Here is a 16701-nt window from a genome sequence, read left to right on the forward strand (position 1 = left end):
GCGTGTTCATCCCCTGTTCTGATTTCTTGGTAATTCGGGCACCTTTATTTTGGTGGCGATTTTCTTTATCCCTTTCAGATACTGACCGTTCAGGATATCGACCAATCCTTGCGCAAGATTATAGCTGAATTTTCCGGAACTGCTGACCGACATCGACCGCAAGCTGTTGTTGGGCATCATCTTCATGATGAACATCCCATTTTTACGGTTCATGTCCTTTTTGGGCGACTCCGGCATTTTCAGTGCTTGTTCATATTGCTTTCTCCCGACGCCGACAACGGCTTTGTGGAATATCCGACCAACGAAAGAATCCTGAAGTTCATCCAGTTTCGATTCGATCGTATAGGCTTTTCGTCCCCCAGTTGCCGGCTCCAATTTCTTGCCCAACAAACACTCAAACTCTTCCCTAGTGACCAAGGAAAGCTTTTCTGCTTCTTGATAATGCGGCAATTGTTCCGTTGCATAGGGCGATGGAACATCTTTCTGATCGGTTATCTCAAAAGCCAGTTTATGGCGGATTTCTGTGCTCGAACTGGCGAGGTACACCGTATAGGCGCCATTCTCCACAACCCAGTCGCCGATTCCGATATTGTAATAAGCCAGCTCCTTCAGCGAAATCCGGAAGGTGACGCGATCCGCTTCCCCCTTGGCAAGATACACTTTGCGGAAGCCGCGCAATTCTTTGAGCGGCTTAAATACAGCCGAACGCGGATTGCCGATGTAAAGCTGCACAATCTCCCCACCATCATAATCCCCGGTATTCTTTATGGTGCAGGAGACGATGATGTGGTCCTTTTCTCTGGTCAACTGTGGCTCCGCATAGGCAAAGGTGGTGTAGCTCAAACCATGTCCGAAAGGATAAAGGCTGTTTTCCGCAGGCAGCTGATCATAGTAACGGTAGCCGACAAACACAGACTCTTTGTAGCAGTCCTCTTTCGAAGTGACATATTCATCTCCGAACGGCACGGCAGCATAAGTCTTCACCCATGTCTCCGCCAGTTTTCCGGACGGCGTTTTTTCCCCGAAGAGCAATTGAGCAGTCGCTTCCCCGCCGGCCTGTCCAGGCAGATACATATTCAGCAAAGCGGATAGTCCGTCCGCAAAGGGCAGCTCGACCGGCGAGCCCCCATACATCACAAAGATGATCTTTTTTCCAGCCCGGAGCAGACGTTCAATCAAACTTGCCTGATTAATCGGCAAGAGGATATTCGGTCTGTCGTAGCCTTCACTTTCGACACAATCGGTCTGCCCTCCGAAAAAGAGAATCTTTTCGTAGTTCTCGGCCCTCATCAGGACCTCTTTTTCCAGCTCAGGTTGAGCATCTGTATCCTCCTCCCGATAGCCTTGCACATATTCAAAGGCAATCTTCCGGGATCGGAAGGCCGCTTCAGGAGTGGTCAATTTGGTAGGATTGATCAAAGAACTGCCCGCTCCTTGGTAGCGCATTTTTTTGAACAGATCTCCCACCACCAAGAAAGATGCCTTCTTGTCCAGCGGAAGGATGCCGGCATTCTTCATAAGGACTGCCCCATCGACGGCGATTTCCTCGGAGATGCGGTTGTGTTTCTCCTCATCAAAATCGGGTTGCACTCCGACAATCTTTGTATCTCCAATCATTTTTAAGATCCGTTTTACGGATTCGTCCAGCACGGATTCCGGCAAACTGCCGTTTTTCACGGCATTCAGAATCTGATTCCTGAAGTAGGCACAATCCCCCGGCATCTCCAGATCCATACCGGCTTTGAGACTGGCGATCCGATCCGACACACCGCCCCAATCACTGATCACCGCCCCCTCATATCCCCATTCGTTTCTTAATATTTTCGTAAGCAAAAGATGATTTTCCGAACAGTAGACGCCGTTCACTTTGTTATAGGCGCTCATCACGGTTGTGGGTTGGCTTTCTTTCACGATTGTTTCGAAGGCTTTCAGGTAGATTTCCCTCAAGGCGCGTTCATCGACGACCGCATCGCCCATGAAGCGATAATCTTCATTGTTGTTTACAGCAAAGTGTTTTACAGAAGTCCCTATACCCTTTTCCTGCACCGCCAAAACAAATGCTTTGCCCATTTCTGCGGAAACCAAGGGATCCTCTGACAAGTATTCAAAATTTCTGCCGCAGCGCGGATTGCGTTTGATATTGACTGCGGGCCCCAAAATCATATTGACGCCAAAAAATTTGGACTCTTCGGCAACGGCTTCACCCATCTTCCGCATATTTTCCGGATTCCAACTGGACCCGAATGTCGCGCCGGTCGGGAAAGATGTCGTTCGTTCACTTTCGTTCAGACCCAGATGATCTCTATTCTCTCCCTGTTTCCTCAATCCACAAGGGCCATCCGTCATATACATCGATGGAATGCCTAGCCGCGGAATGGCATTCGTTTCCCAGAAATCCACACCGCTGACGAGGGCAGCTTTTTCTTCGAGAGTCATTAGCTGCACTTTTTCTTGGATATTCATTAAGCGTATCGCCTCCTCTTTATTTCTCTCCATTATAGAGAAACCGCCAACAACAATATTTCTTATTTGTTTCTTTTTATATATTTTTGTTTTATAGTTGAGAAAAAGACCATTATGTCCCGCACACTCGAAAGGAGTCCGTTTATGCAAAAAATACTGTCAGCATTGAAACATATCCACCAAATGTCAGGTGTCCCGATTTATCTTTATTCCGGCACTCGTATTCTGCATTTCTTTAGCTATGATGGATTCCCTTTTCTGCCATCCAAGCAGTTCATTGACTATTTCCTGCGCAACGACAGAGAACTGGATTACCATTCCACGGACTTTTTCGCCTATTTCGGTTCGGTGAAGGTCCAGCCTGAGCCCGATCTAAGGATCATCATCGGCCCGGCTTTTCAAATGTCCGCTCCGCAGCAAAGTTTCGAGCAGTTGAAAAAAAGCTATGTCGTATCCAAAGAAGAATCCGAACCCTTTTTGGCAGGCCTGGCCCATTTCCCAGTCGTATCTTTCACGCAGTTTTTGAACATTCTGAAGTCCATTGCTTTTTTCATCAATGAAACGGAAATCCATACCCGTGACATACTGAAAACGAAGGATAAGCTGCTGATCGAGTATCAAGCTGCTGTCCGGACTTTCGAAAATCGTGAAAATCTTCATTACAACAATTCTTATGCAGTAGAAAGCCGCGTTTGCCGCTATGTGGAGAACGGCGAGCTGGAAAAAGTCACGGCATTCATCGAAGAATCCTTTGAAATCCATGAAGGGAGAATGTCTCCGGATGAATTGAGGCAAGCCAAAAACACCGCGATCGTGTTCATTACGCTGATCACGCGGGCGGCAATCCGTGGCGGCAGCGATATGGACAGTACTTTTCAATTATCGGACCGCTTCATCCAGCAGATTGAAAGCTACAGTTCCCGCGAGCCTATCCAGCATCTGATGCAGGAGGTTTTGTTCGAACTGACGGATCGAGTGCGAAGGATCAAGATGGGGGAAGTCAACGATCCTGAATTCACGCCATTGATCCGTTATATCAAAAAGAACATCAATCAGCCGCTTTCTGTCACGATGCTGGCCGACGAATTCGGCTACAGCCGCAGCTATCTTTCCACCCTCTTCAAGAAGAAAAACAACATGTCCTTACAGGCCTTCATCACAAAGTGCAAGATTGATGAAGCCAAACAACTTTTGACTTGCACAGACAAACCCATCAGCACCATCAGCAATTACTTGTGTTTTTCCAGCCAGAGCCATTTCCAGACCGCTTTCAAAAAAGCGGCCGGCATATCCCCGGCCAAATATCGTCGCGGGATGTAACTGAATCCGTCCCAATCATTTGATACTCATACACAAAAGAACTGCCCCACTAGTCTGAGGCAGCTCTTTCCCTTCATTTTTCAGTTGTCTTTTGAGGATACAAGTACGTCCTATGACTCTATACATTTACACAAAGTCTCTCTGATCGACTCCAATACATCATGGTTTTTGATTCCCAGTACCGACATCGTTTCTGCAGGATCTACATAAAGGTTTTCCGTTTGGAGTTTCGAACTGACTACCATATGAATGCCGTGCTCCAGGCCAGCTCTTGTGGCATGCTCGTCCAGATTTTCGTAGACTGCCTTCATCTGCTCATAAGGTACGACCGGCACCTGTGTCGATTGCTGCTGCCCCAAGGCATCCACAATCATCTGATAAAATTCCTGGAATTTCATATTTTTTGCGCTGATCGGATAGCTTGTCCGGTGCATTCCTTTTTCCATGGCACCGACAGCCGCTTCCGCAACTTGCTCCACCGTGACCATTGCGGTCCCTCCCTCAAGCGCAGGGAAAATCGGCTGTCCCTTTGCCTGATCCACAAAAACGTTCCAGAGCGGCACTCGACCGGGCATCGTTCCGAAAATATACGGCAACCGCAGAGAAGTGACGGTCATGCCGCCTTCCCCTTCCGCAAAAGCAACCTGCTCCTGCAACAACCGCATATTCGGATAAGCCTGGCTTCTTAACTTGTATTCCGGGAGCCTTTCTGCAAATTCCGCAAAATAGGAGCCGAACAGCACGAATTTTTTTACTCCGGCCAACTTCGCCAATTTTGCCAAGCGCTGCGTGGGCAGGACATTTGCTTCGTAGAAAAATTTCATAGCCGGCTTTTGCGGAACGGTCCGTTCATCCGCCCCCGCGGCATAAATGAACCCTTCACAATCCGATAGGATGCCTATGATTTCTTCATCCTCCAATGCATTGATGTCCCCTAAGGTGCAGTATACTTCTTTTGGTAATAAATCTTCAGTTGGCAGAGGCGGCAAAGCCATCGTTTTGACTTCGTAGCCTTTCGACAGCAGCTCTTTAATGGTGTGATATCCCAGAAATCCCGTCCCACCCAGCACAAATACTTTTGACATAGCAGTATCTCCTCAACAATTTTTTATGGTCAAACAGCTTAATCGGGCAACTCATGCCTTCAAGCCATATATTTGTTCATGAAGCTGACCGCATCATCAAACCAAGATTCCGCCAGCTCGCCTCGGGAGAACCCGCTTCCATGATACCCTTCCGAATATTGGCAAAATTTGCAGGGAATGCTTTTTTTGCATAATACTTCAAAAAGAGCATGACAGTTCTCTGGCGGAACAACTTCATCAGTCACGCAGTTCCATACAAAAGTCGGCGGATAACCAGAATCCACCTGGCTTTCAATGGAATAAGCAAGCTTTAAGGCATGATCAGCCTCCTTACCCAACAACCTTTCCCTGCTCCCTTGGTGTCCAAGAGAGTCTTGCATTGATATGACCGGGTAGGCCAACACGAGGACACTGGGCTTCGGAAACTTATAGTGCTCATAGCCTAGTGCCTTGGTTCCGAACGAGGCTGCCAGATGTCCACCAGCAGAGGGTCCCCAAACCGAAAATTGCTGCCTATCTACGTTCAATTCTTCCGCATTATCAAGAATATATCTGATGGCTCTTGCCAAATCATCCATAGGCTGTGGGGCTTGAGCACCCGCCTTTGTGTGGTAGTACAAGACAAAGGCTGAGTACCCGAGAGCATTTAGCTTCTTTGCATAGGGATCGCCCTCTATTCCGGCAGCAACCATTTCATATCCACCTCCGGGGCAAATAACCACAAAAGGTGATTTCTTTCCCAAGATGTAACTCCTCAATTCATATTTACTTTTCAGCATTAACATCAAGAAACATTTGCCATTGCTCTTCTTCCGTCAGGTTCACGCGATTTCCCTTTCTCTCTCATTTAATTTATTGATGACGAAATGGTACAATTCTGCTCCTTCCGGAGGCATGACGGCTGTCAGCTCCGTGATTGTCATCTTGTGCGCAAACGAAATCAGCGGGTTTTCCAGCATTCCGGGCGCTAACTGATCAAACAATTCAACAGCATAAGCATCAGAGAGAATAAACTCCAGTGTGCTCTCCAAACTGTATTTAGCAATTCTCAAGTCCGTTTCGGTCGCATACTCATAATGATACTTTCCGGAACCCAGTTCTAATTGGTCTGCTTTTTCGGGAAGAATGACCACCGCTGTCGTATTTGCAGGTATTTCGATATCGATGGAAATCATCCCGCTTTCACATTTCCATGCGCTTCTGACTTTGCCATAGGCCGTGTTATAGGAAGCATCCAGCCACGTCAGACCTTTTGTGAGCATTGGTGCGATTTTGATTTTTTTATAACCGGGTGCCAACGGATTGATGCCTGCCAGTTTGCGGTACATCCAATCGCCGATCGATCCGTATGCATAGTGGTTCAGCGAATTCATCCCTGATTCATCAAAACTGCCATCAGGCAAAATGGAATTCCAACGTTCCCAAATGGTTGTGGCTCCCTTATTCACCGCGTACAACCAGGAAGGATAGTCTTCCTGCAGAAACACTTTGGTTGCCAATTCATGTTCACCATTTTCGGACAACACGTGGCAAAGATACGGCGTGCCGACAAAGCCCGTGGACAAATGATTTTTATGCTCAGCCAAGTTGACGATGAGTGTCTTTAATATGCGGGCACGATGTTCTTCTTGGATAAGATTGAAATGCAGCGCCAATACACAAGCTGTTTGCGTTTCGCTCACCAACCGGCCAGTTTCGGTAATATATTCGCTCTGGAATTGCGCCAACACCTCGTGATGAAGGCTGTCATAGTGTTCGGCGTCCGTCTCTTCGCCAATGATCGCAGCTGCTTGGCGCAAGATATCCAGGGAATGAAGATAGTAGGCATTTGCCACAAAGTAACGATCCGTCGCCCCGGTACGGTCTGAGCTCTCTTCCTTATCCAGAGCGAGCCAATCTCCATACTGGAAGCCTGTCTGCCAAAGCCCATTGGCACTTACTTTGGAGGTGATGTAATCCACCCATCCTTTCATGCTGGCGTACTGTTGCTCCAAAACCGTCTTGTCTCCGTAGTTCAGGTACAGATTCCACGGTATGATGGTGGCTGCATCGCTCCAGGCGGCAGCCCCGTCCTGATTACCCAAAATATTCGGTACCACATGTGGTACGCCATGTTCCACAGTTTGCTCGGAAGCCAAGTCCCTGAGCCATTTCTGGAAAAAGCGTTGGGATTGGAAGTTGAACATCGCTGTGTTGGAAAAAATCTGCGCATCCCCCGTCCATCCCAAGCGTTCATCCCGTTGCGGGCAATCGGTCGGGATATCCAAGAAATTGCCGCGTTGTCCCCATTCGATATTGCTTTGCAGCTGATTAATCCCGGCATGCGAACAAGCAAACGTGCCGGTCTGCTGCATATCGGTGTGCATGACGCAGGCGACAAAATCCTCTTTCACGATGTTGTCCAAGCCTTCGATCGCTATGTATCTGAAACCGTGGAAGGTGAAATGCGGACACAGCGTTTGCAGCTCTCCGTTCAAAACGTAAACATCATGGGATGTGGCCTGCCTTAGGGTATCCGGATAGAAGTTGCCGTCTTTGTCCAATGTTTCCGCGTGTTTGATCGTTATCTGCTGGCCTTTTTCCCCTTTAACTTTGAAGGAGACGAAGCCGGACAGATTCTGGCCGAAGTCCAATACCTTTTCGCCCTTCGGTGTTTCAATGTAGCTGACTGCAGGGAACCGTTTCGTTATCCGGACAGGCTCCGATTCCTGCGCAACCATGTTTTCCCTTGGATACTCCGTGATCCGGGCAGTTCCGGCGAACGTTCTCTGGAAGGTAGTGTCCTGCACTTCCCCCAGATATATTTCGCTGCTTCGGATGGAGCCGTATTCTACTTGCCACGTCTCATCCGTTCCGATTATTTCCTTGGTGCCGTCCTCATAGTTCAGGTGGATTTCAGCCAATGCCGCCACCTGATTGCCATAGATGTTCGGCTGCATCGTAAAGCCGAAGATCCCTTTGTACCAGCCGTTCCCGACTGTCAACTCGATGCTGTTTTCTTCATCGAGGAGATCCTCCAAGCCATAGGTTTGATATTGGAGGCGCTTATGGTAATTCGTCCAGCCGGGTGCAAAATAGTGATCCCCCACTTTTTGGCTGTTCAGCTTGATTTCATAGACCCCCAAGGCGGAAGCATAGACGCGGGCACTCGTGACTTTTTTCGGAGCATGGAATTTTTTCCTAAACACCGGACATGCTGTCTCATCATCTTGCTGGTCAAAAGTGATCCAGCGTGCTTGGAAGTTTTCCCCGGACAATAAACCGGTTTCAAACCATGCATTGCTGACAGCCTGGTTGCCATGATTGTCCCAAACCGTCACACCGACTCGATATCTGGTGCTTGGCTCCAACGCAACACCCGCATAAGCAATAGCAACAGAATCAGCAGACTCAACCCTGCCGCTGTCCCAAACTTCCTGATCGTTATCTTCCACAGTAATTTGATAAGCCACTTGCACGGTTTGCTTTTCATCCGCAGACAGCCTCCAATCAAAGGTTGGGCGCCGCGTATCCATTCCGATAGGGTTCATTTGATTTTCAACATATACCTTGTCAATTCTCACCTTTTTTACCTCCCGATTCCGCTTACTGATTTTTTCGATCAGCCAGTTCCGCAATGATTTGTGGATACATTTTCTCTAGTGATTCATATTTTTTGGCAAATATGAATATGATGATGTAAAGAACCAAAGGAATGTAGACAGCTATCGCATAGATGGCATTTATTGCACTTGTAGGTTGCACTGAAAGTGATGCATTATATGCACCCAGCGCCAGTACCCAACCAGTAAGGGATGCTCCTAGACCCACTCCCACTTTTCCGCCAAATCCGGTAACACTGTTGGTCATGCCAAGCAGGCGTTTCCCTGTTTTCCATTCATTGTAATCAACGCAGTTATTCGTCATTACTCCAACCAGTGACATAATCGGAATCATCCCGAATGTAGGTAAAAGCCCTGCAGTGACGGTCAATATAAAGCTTCCGGGTGCAAAGGCACGGATAGCGGTTCCTAGGATGGCGATGGCCATAGATACATAGACTGTTTTAGTTACACCAAGTTTCTTCACCATAGGTCCCACTAATAGAAAACCTGCAAAAGTAGGAATCAAGCCTATCCCTCCAAGAAGGGCCACAAGATTATCATCCCCTAATACCCATTTCGCATAATATGCTCCTGTAGCTCCTGATAACCCAAAGCTTAGCTGACTGAATAGGCTGACCATTAACATGTATACCCAATACTTATTCCGGAATAGGATTTTCACCCCTTCTTTAAATGAAACTTCTTCCACTTCTGAATTATCCTCACTTGAAACGATTTCATTTTTATTGCTGGTTTCTCTTGATTTGTGATAAAGAATCCAAAAAGATAAACAAGCGATTCCGCCAAATATGATTCCTATCTTTATCCACGCTTGCTGATCGCCCCCAAACATGTTAGTCAATGGGATAACCATAATTGCGATAACCATCCCCGATACATATCCTAGAGCAGCACGGAAAATCCCCATTTTACTGCGCTCTTCTTGACTTTTTGTGCGCAATGCCATTATAGCTCCATAAGGAATTGCGACAGCTGTGAAGACAATCGCACTCAACAAGACATTCGTGATTAATACAAAGGCAAGCTTCCCATTTACATCCAATCCAGCTGGGATCATGAACAACGCAGGGATAAGTACCAAGGCCGGAAAAGCCATACGTAAAAACCAAGGACGACATTTGCCCTTTGGAGACTTTCCGTTATCCATTATTTTGCCCATTATTAAATCCGTAAAAGCATCAATAATTTTTGAAATCAAGAGCATGGTAGCGACTGCCCCCGCAGCCAAGCCTACTTTATCTGTATAAAAATAAATTAATTGCCCAATCAATCCACTGATTATATTCAAACCTAATTGCCCTAAACCATCTGCAAGATAATCACTCAGTACCATTGTTTTTTCTATTCCCATACGATCATGCTGTATTTCTGCTGCCATGCTTTTATACCTCCTGATATATTTTTTCGTTCAATTGATTCACTAATTCATTCAACTTACCCCGCGTGACACCCGGCATGAAACTCGCCAACTGCCTCAGCGGCATGTCCGCCATCATGGCAGCGATCATTTCGCTGGAAATGGCTGAATTTTCATGAGTGGCTTGATTCTCACTTGCATTGTCTGCTACAGGCACATAGAATCCAGCCAATGCATTTTCCAAAATCGCTCCGGTATGTGCGTTCTTCATGATGTCGCCCATCCGCGAGTTCAGATGATAGACAACCGGAATTTCGACGGATGACTGCACTTCCACATTTTCAGAAAGCACTGTTTCTTTGGCCGATTTCCCGATTTGAACTTCATAAGCGCCGCTTTCTGCGTACCAATCGTTAATTTCCGTATTCCAATAGGCAAAGCTTCTTTTGTTCAATGTAAACGTCATTGTCCGCTTTTCGCCGGGCTGAAGTTCGATTTTTTCAAAGCCTTTCAATTCTTTGGCTGGACGGACAATCGTATTTGATTTTGGCGAAACGTAAAGCTGGACCACTTCTTTCCCGACTCTTTCACCCGTGTTCTCCACATCAACGGACACGTTTAATTCTTCGCTGTCCAGCATTGTCGTTTTATCGAGCTTCAGATTCGAATATTGGAAAGTTGTATAGGACAGGCCGTGTCCGAATGGAAACAGTACCTCCATCGCTTTGCTCTCGTAGTAGCGGTACCCGACGAATACACCTTCGCTGTAGTCCACTTGCTCGTTATCCTTGCCGAAGGAAAGATAAGACGGATTGTCTTCCAGGCGCAGCGGAAAGGTTTCTGCCAAACGGCCGCTAGGATTAGTTTTGCCGAAAAGAATGTTGACGACCGCAGCGCCCACTTCTTGACCGCCTAAATACGCTTCCAAAACAGCCGATACGGATGCGATCCAGGGCATCTCCACTGCTGATCCGTTGTGGAGCACGACTACGGTATTCGGTTGGACATGGCTGACGGAGGCAATCAGTTCATTCTGCCAATCAGGCAAGTTCATATGCTTTCGGTCATACCCTTCCGATTCGAAACTGTCCGGTAAACCTGCAAAAATGACCGCCACTTCGGCCTGCTGTGCTGTTTCAATGGCATTCCGGAGCATCTTTTCATCCGGTCCTTCATCCGTGAATCCTGGTGAATAGAGGATGTTGGCATTTCCGGAGACAGCATCCAGTGCGGAAGTGACCCGATAGCTGTTGATGTTGGAGCTTCCGCCGCCTTGATAGCGTGGTTTCGCTGCATATTTTCCAATAAAGGCGATTTTCTTGTCCGCTGACAGCGGCAAGAGCTCCCCTTCATTCTTGAGCAGAATGATCGATTCTTCAGCAATTTCTCTGGCTATTTCGCTGTCCTTCTCGCGATCGAACACAGCCGATTCGTTGCGGTTTTCCGTGTAACGGAAAATCAGTCCCAGAATGGCGGCGCAGCTACGATCGAGAATCGCTTCATCCAGAAGCCCTGATTCGACGGCTTCAACAATCGCTTGGTCATTCTCTTCTGCCGGTCCGGGCATCTCGATGTCCACTCCGGCTTTCAAACCGGCAACCCGCTCATTCATGGCTCCCCAATCGGTCATCACCAGACCGTCGAAGCCCCATTCCTTACGCAAAATGTCCGTCATGTATCGTTTGTTTTCTGAAGCGAATACGCCATTGATCCGGTTGTAGGCGGACATCATTGTCCATGGCTTCTGTTCGATGACCATGCCTTCGAAGGCCGCAAGATAGATTTCCCGCAAGGTCCGCTCATCCACTTCCGAAGAACTTGTTGTTCTACGGGTCTCCTGATTGTTTGCAAGAAAATGTTTCGGCGAAGTCCCGATGTTTTGGCTTTGCACACCTTCAACAAAAGCACCAGCCAATTCCGTAGTCAAAAGCGGGTCCTCTGAATAATATTCGAAGTTGCGGCCGCACAACGGCGAGCGCTTGATGTTCATCGCCGGACCCAATATGGTACTGATGTTTTCCGCTTGGCATTCATTGCCTAGCGTTTCGCCCAATTTTTTTAGTAATCCGCGATCAAAACTGGCAGCCGAAGCGCAACCAGCCGGAAAGCAGACAGCCGCAATGCTTTCGTTCAGGCCCAAGTGGTCTCCGGCAACCTCTTGTTTCCGCAATCCGTGCGGACCGTCCGCGACCATGACTGCCGGAACCCCCAATCTCTCAACGCCTTTCAGATGCCAGAAATCCTGCCCGCTGCACAGGCTGGCCTTTTCTTCCACTGTCATCTGAGCAATGATCTGTTTAATTTTATCTTGTTGCATATTCCCGCTCCTCTCAATTCCTTACGCTCTCATTGTACCGGGAATGTATCCGCTTTTATTGCACATTTATTCGTTTCATTGTATATTTGTTGTATCTTGAAAGGGTGTGCAACGATGAACCATAATCTACTGACGCATTGCAAATTTTTTTATGAAGCCTTCTTTATTCCCATCTATATCCACCAGGAAGAAACTTTATTGGGCTGCTTTCCTGACCAGCATTCAGCTTTTTATCCTCCGGAAAAACTTGTGCAGGATATTTTATCTCATCCGGACACTATCGGCTATATTTCCGGCAGCGCCTTTTCTTATTACGGCTATCTGAAACTGAAAGATGCCCCCGAGTGCAGCATCATCATCGGCCCGATTTCCGGCGTACCTTATGAAAAATCCATGCTGCAGGCGCTCATCGATCACTACGGAATCCCAGAGGAACTCCATCCCGCAGCCGGCTCCTTTTTCAGAAACATTCCGTTATCTGACTTGTCCGCCTTTCTGGGAAAACTCGTACTGATGCATCATGTAATCAATCAGGAGGACATCTCGATTGACGCGCTGTTCCCGCTCAACGCCTTTCCCTCCGCCAAATCGATCCAGAAGAAAGGAACAGAAAACGTCTATTCCATCCGGGAGGAAAACCAGTTCAACAATTCCTACGAAGTTGAAAAACTAATTCTTTCTTTTATCGCGGATGGAAACCTTGAGGGCTTCGACACTTTTCTCAAAACGCCGATGCATGTGCAAATGGGCGCTGTAGCAAATGACAATATCCGTCAGCTCAAGAACACCTTCATCGTGTCCATCGCTCTTTTCACTAGAACAGCTATTCAAGCAGGTGTGGAAACGGAGATTGCTTTCCAACTCTCGGATCTTTACATAAAACAGGCCGAGCAATTGACGAATCCAGACCATATTCTTTCGCTGCAGGTGGAAGCCATCCATACGTTCACTTCGAAAGTGTCCGAGCATCGCCTCCCTTTTTTGAGCGACTCGGACATTAGGCAGATTGTCCATCATATCCAACGCCATATCGATCAGCCGTTGAATGTGGACACGATCGCAGAAGAACTGCGGTTCAACCGTTCCTATCTCTCCCATAAATTCCATAAAGAAACGGGAATGAAGTTGCATGCCTTCATCCAGGACTGCAAAATACAGGAAGCTAAAAGGTTGCTGACCTTCACTAACAAAAGTATCAGCGAAATCAGCAATTATCTTTGTTTTTCCAGCCAAAGTCATTTCCAGAACGTTTTCAAAAAAGTAATCGGAACCACACCGAACCAATTTCGCAAAAAAAACTAATTCCAAACCAAATTTGACTTTCGAACGCTCAGCCATGCCACCTCTCTGGGATTTTGGTTGACTTACAGGTGTATTATGCATATAATACACCTGTACATATATTTTTTAACCCAAGTGTATTAACCGTTTAATACACTCGATCGGAAAAGGCAGGTGGAAAAAGTGATTTTTGACAAAAGAAGTCCGGTCTACGAACAGATTATCGAAATGCACAAGCAGAAAATCGTAAGCGGCGCTTTCCAACCCGGACAAGAAATACCGTCGCGCCGGGAATTGGCTACACAATTAAAAGTGAATCCGAATACGGTACAGCGTGCTTATAAGGAAATGGAGGGGCTTGGTTTGATTTATACAGATGGAAATTCTCTCAGCAAAATAACGGAAAGCCAATCAAAAATCCAGACATTAAGACAAGAGCTATTGGACGAGGCCTTACAGGGATTCATCGAAACGGTACGCACAATCGGACTGGAGGATGAAGCGGTCCTGGACTTGATCAAAAAGCGCTTGAAGGAGGTGCACGTGAATGATTGAAATCAAGAATCTGGAAAAAAAATACGGCAAACGGACCATTTTGGAAGATGTCAGCTTTACCATCAAAAAAAATGAAGTGACTTGTCTGACCGGAATGAACGGCACAGGCAAAACGACCCTCATGAACTGTATTATGGGCTTAGCTCCACGCAACAACGGCTCGATTACGATCGACGGGCAAGACATTCATAAACAGCTATACGAAAAAATCTCCTATATCCCTGACTCACTGACGATGCCACGATGGATGACAATCGCGGAGTCGATGAAGTTTATGAGTATCTACTACCCGAATTGGAATGCCGCCAAAGCGGATGAACTACTTTCGTTTTTCCGTCTGGAATCGGATCTGCAACTGAAAAATCTCTCCAAAGGGAACAGCGCAAAGGTGAGTTTCTTATTGGGACTTTCTCTGGACGCGGATTACTATTTGATGGATGAGCCATTTTCCGGCATCGATGTCTTTGCCCGCGAGGATATTCTCGAGGTCTTCACGAGCAAATTCGTGACGGACAAGGGCGTCCTCATCGCCACTCATCATATGGATGAAGTCGAAATGTTGTTGGACCGGATCGTCATGCTGCGCAGCGGCCGTGTCGTCGAAGATTTTTACGCAGAAGACATCCGCCAAAACGAAGGCAAGGCAATCATTGATGTGATGCGGGAGGTGTATCAACCATGAAAAAATTTATGGAACTATGGACATTTGAATGGAATCGCGCGAAACGGTTCTATGGCTTCCTGTTGGCTTTTATGACGGCTTTACAGGCTTATGCAGTCTTCCACGAATACCATATCTGGAAAGACGGATATGAGAACTACCGGCAACAGAACTATGCTGCACTACCCGAACAATATCTGCAGGACTATGGGTATCTTACGTTGGAGGATGTGACAAACAACTCGTTCTTCGTTTTTTCGATCATGACAGCCATTTTCGCATTGCTGTTCTATGCCGTCTTTATCTGGTATCAGGATTGGTCTGGAAAAAACCGTTTCTCTTTCCGTTTGCTCAGTCTGCCGGGTAACCGTTTCGCTGTGTATGCAGCAAAATTCGCGACCATTTGGCTCCTGATTACAGGGCTGCAAGTTTGGCAAATCGGGCTTTTGTATCTTGAGGAGCTGGTCTTTTCCGGACTTATTCCGGCGGACATCTATCGGGAAATCCCCTTGCAGATGGCATCAACCAGCGCTTCTCCATTGGACTTGGCTTTACCAAGTCTCTTTTCCAATTATCTGCTTTTTTACACTATTGGCTATACAGCGCTCACTTTAGGGTACACGTTCATCCTGATGCACTTGAGCGGACGTTGGAAAGGGGTATTCTTGGCAGCTACTCTCGCAATCGTCCTCTTTGCCGCGATGCTTCTCTTCCTGCGTACCGGCATCACGACGCGTTTGTATGCGGAAGAAAAGTACTGGATGACGATTGCCGTGAGCCTTATGCTTTTGCTGTCCGGGACATGGGCTAATTATCGGTTGCTTGAAAAACGCATCAGCGTATAGAAGGAGGACAAAAAATGAGAAAACAAACGATTTTATTGCTGAGTCTCCTTTTGCTTGTCGTTCTCGGAGGATTCTACACACAGCCGCTGTTGGCAAAAGAAGAGCCTTTGCGTATCGGTATTGAGACAGTTTCTGGTGATGAAGCAGTTTTGGATGGCTTACTCTATTACGGAACAGCACACTCGCAATGGGAAACGACTACCCTAAGCTTTGACAGCTCCGGCTTGCGCCATTCCGAGACGCAACGTCAGGATGCATTCTTCCAAGACTACGCAGAAAGCGCTGTTCAGGTTTGGCGCGATGAGTATAAAGCGTTTATGCGTGGGAAGCGGCCTTTTGAAGGGAATTATGCCGAAACCGAAGGAAACTTGTACTATACAGCAGCGGATAATGACGGCTTCCTGATAGCGACACTGGATAAGGCTGACAAAACCGTTGCGGAAACGCTCCTCGCTTATCCGGAAAAAAAAGAAAAGACCTATTATAACGTCAATAGCACGGACTTCCTGGACGGTAAGCTGATTATCTCGTACAGCCGTTATGATGAGTATTCAAATGATCGTGGCACGGATATCCTGATTTATGATCTGGACAGTGGTATGCAGGAGGAACATTTTGCTTTCGAGATACCTGCGGATTTTACGGGTTATCAGAGTGTTACCACATCCGTGTTGACACAAGGCGATCAAAAAGCAATCTTCGTCATGGAGCGGCTCGAAGAAACTGATTCGGAAGCTACAGAATACGTTGCACCGGTTGTCTCACTATCCTTCAAGCGCTATGATTGGACAACGAAGGAATGGTCAACACTGGCTGCTGAAGAAGCATTGGTGGATGATTTATCTTACGCAATTAAGGATGGTATTTTCTATCAATTGCAGCACACGGATCAGGAATGGTCAATCCAACCTCTTGATCTGATGCAGGATCAAGTGCGCGATAAAATCATTCTCCAGAATACTGCTGATTGGGAAGAGACCGTCGATATGAATTGGCAAATCCTCGTTTCCGACAACCGCATCATACTGACGGAAAATTATCTGGAGCCTGACCGGGCTTCTCAACTGGCTGTTTTCGAACTCCAGTCCGGGGAAATGCTCTACAGCGGGGAAATCAACGCCACGTTCGCCGATACAAAAAAAATCGATTTGCTCTATTTTGATAAGATTATTTACGAACCCTAAAGCGAAAAAAGAACAAGATTCCAATTGG

Annotated in this window: 12 protein-coding genes; 6 read left to right on the top strand and 6 right to left on the bottom strand. The window is 47.0% G+C overall.

Features of this window, described 5'->3' with window-relative positions; genetic code table 11:
• Window positions 1-6 precede the first annotated feature (6 nt).
• The gene (locus BM184_RS12320; RefSeq protein ID WP_177208654.1) at window positions 7-2463 is read right to left on the bottom strand and encodes a beta-glucosidase; all 2457 of its coding nucleotides are present in this window, start codon (window positions 2461-2463) and stop codon (window positions 7-9) included.
• A gap of 144 nt (window positions 2464-2607) precedes the next feature.
• On the opposite strand from BM184_RS12320, the gene BM184_RS12325 reads away from it, so the two are divergent.
• Entirely contained in the window at window positions 2608-3783 is a 1176-nt protein-coding gene (locus BM184_RS12325) for a helix-turn-helix domain-containing protein (protein ID WP_177208655.1), read from the top strand.
• 110 nt (window positions 3784-3893) lie between these two features.
• Here the strand turns inward: BM184_RS12325 and BM184_RS12330 are convergent, their stop codons facing one another.
• The 5 genes from BM184_RS12330 to BM184_RS12350 all read right to left on the bottom strand — a co-directional run bounded on the left by BM184_RS12330 (window position 3894) and on the right by BM184_RS12350 (window position 12147).
• Complete coding sequence (locus BM184_RS12330) at window positions 3894-4868, bottom strand: NAD-dependent epimerase/dehydratase family protein (RefSeq protein ID WP_086942806.1); 975 nt, start codon at window positions 4866-4868, stop codon at window positions 3894-3896.
• A gap of 59 nt (window positions 4869-4927) precedes the next feature.
• Complete coding sequence (locus BM184_RS12335) at window positions 4928-5611, bottom strand: alpha/beta hydrolase (protein WP_177208656.1); 684 nt, start codon at window positions 5609-5611, stop codon at window positions 4928-4930.
• Between the two features lie 78 nt (window positions 5612-5689).
• Entirely contained in the window at window positions 5690-8431 is a 2742-nt protein-coding gene (locus BM184_RS12340) for a family 78 glycoside hydrolase catalytic domain (RefSeq protein ID WP_218151041.1), read from the bottom strand.
• Between the two features lie 22 nt (window positions 8432-8453).
• Window positions 8454-9851 carry an MFS transporter gene (locus BM184_RS12345; RefSeq protein ID WP_086942808.1) on the bottom strand — a complete coding sequence of 466 codons (1398 nt, stop codon included), beginning with the start codon at window positions 9849-9851 and terminating at the stop codon, window positions 8454-8456.
• A 4-nt stretch (window positions 9852-9855) separates the two neighbouring features.
• Window positions 9856-12147, bottom strand: a complete 2292-nt coding sequence (locus BM184_RS12350) for a glycoside hydrolase family 3 C-terminal domain-containing protein (RefSeq protein ID WP_086942809.1) — start codon at window positions 12145-12147, stop codon at window positions 9856-9858.
• A 114-nt stretch (window positions 12148-12261) separates the two neighbouring features.
• On the opposite strand from BM184_RS12350, the gene BM184_RS12355 reads away from it, so the two are divergent.
• The 5 genes from BM184_RS12355 to BM184_RS12375 all read left to right on the top strand — a co-directional run bounded on the left by BM184_RS12355 (window position 12262) and on the right by BM184_RS12375 (window position 16673).
• The gene (locus BM184_RS12355; protein WP_177208657.1) at window positions 12262-13449 is read left to right on the top strand and encodes a helix-turn-helix domain-containing protein; all 1188 of its coding nucleotides are present in this window, start codon (window positions 12262-12264) and stop codon (window positions 13447-13449) included.
• 162 nt (window positions 13450-13611) lie between these two features.
• On the top strand, window positions 13612-13983 hold the full coding sequence (locus tag BM184_RS12360) for a GntR family transcriptional regulator (RefSeq protein ID WP_232309336.1): 372 nt from the start codon (window positions 13612-13614) through the stop codon (window positions 13981-13983).
• Window positions 13976-14665 (top strand): ABC transporter ATP-binding protein, encoded by a 690-nt coding sequence (locus tag BM184_RS12365; protein ID WP_086942810.1) that lies wholly within the window; start codon window positions 13976-13978, stop codon window positions 14663-14665. The genes BM184_RS12360 and BM184_RS12365 overlap by 8 nt, the downstream gene beginning before the upstream one ends.
• The gene (locus BM184_RS12370) at window positions 14662-15489 is read left to right on the top strand and encodes a hypothetical protein (RefSeq protein WP_086942811.1); all 828 of its coding nucleotides are present in this window, start codon (window positions 14662-14664) and stop codon (window positions 15487-15489) included. Before BM184_RS12365 ends, BM184_RS12370 begins: the two co-directional genes overlap by 4 nt.
• 14 nt (window positions 15490-15503) lie before the next feature.
• Complete coding sequence (locus tag BM184_RS12375) at window positions 15504-16673, top strand: hypothetical protein (RefSeq protein WP_086942812.1); 1170 nt, start codon at window positions 15504-15506, stop codon at window positions 16671-16673.
• Window positions 16674-16701: the final 28 nt, after the last annotated feature.

The organism is Trichococcus pasteurii, from assembly GCF_900112935.1.
Lineage (GTDB): Bacteria > Bacillota > Bacilli > Lactobacillales > Aerococcaceae > Trichococcus > Trichococcus pasteurii.

Bases quoted from the DNA above. Each gene is read 5' to 3' on its own strand.
- BM184_RS12365 (WP_086942810.1), top strand. From the start codon at position 13,976: ATGATTGAAATCAAGAATCTGGAAAAAAAATACGGCAAACGGACCATT.
- BM184_RS12370 (WP_086942811.1), top strand. From the start codon at position 14,662: ATGAAAAAATTTATGGAACTATGGACATTTGAATGGAATCGCGCGAAA.
- BM184_RS12375 (WP_086942812.1), top strand. From the start codon at position 15,504: ATGAGAAAACAAACGATTTTATTGCTGAGTCTCCTTTTGCTTGTCGTT.
- BM184_RS12320 (WP_177208654.1), bottom strand. From the start codon at position 2,463: ATGAATATCCAAGAAAAAGTGCAGCTAATGACTCTCGAAGAAAAAGCT.
- BM184_RS12350 (WP_086942809.1), bottom strand. From the start codon at position 12,147: ATGCAACAAGATAAAATTAAACAGATCATTGCTCAGATGACAGTGGAA.
- BM184_RS12345 (WP_086942808.1), bottom strand. From the start codon at position 9,851: ATGGCAGCAGAAATACAGCATGATCGTATGGGAATAGAAAAAACAATG.
- BM184_RS12355 (WP_177208657.1), top strand. From the start codon at position 12,262: ATGAACCATAATCTACTGACGCATTGCAAATTTTTTTATGAAGCCTTC.
- BM184_RS12330 (WP_086942806.1), bottom strand. From the start codon at position 4,868: ATGTCAAAAGTATTTGTGCTGGGTGGGACGGGATTTCTGGGATATCAC.
- BM184_RS12325 (WP_177208655.1), top strand. From the start codon at position 2,608: ATGCAAAAAATACTGTCAGCATTGAAACATATCCACCAAATGTCAGGT.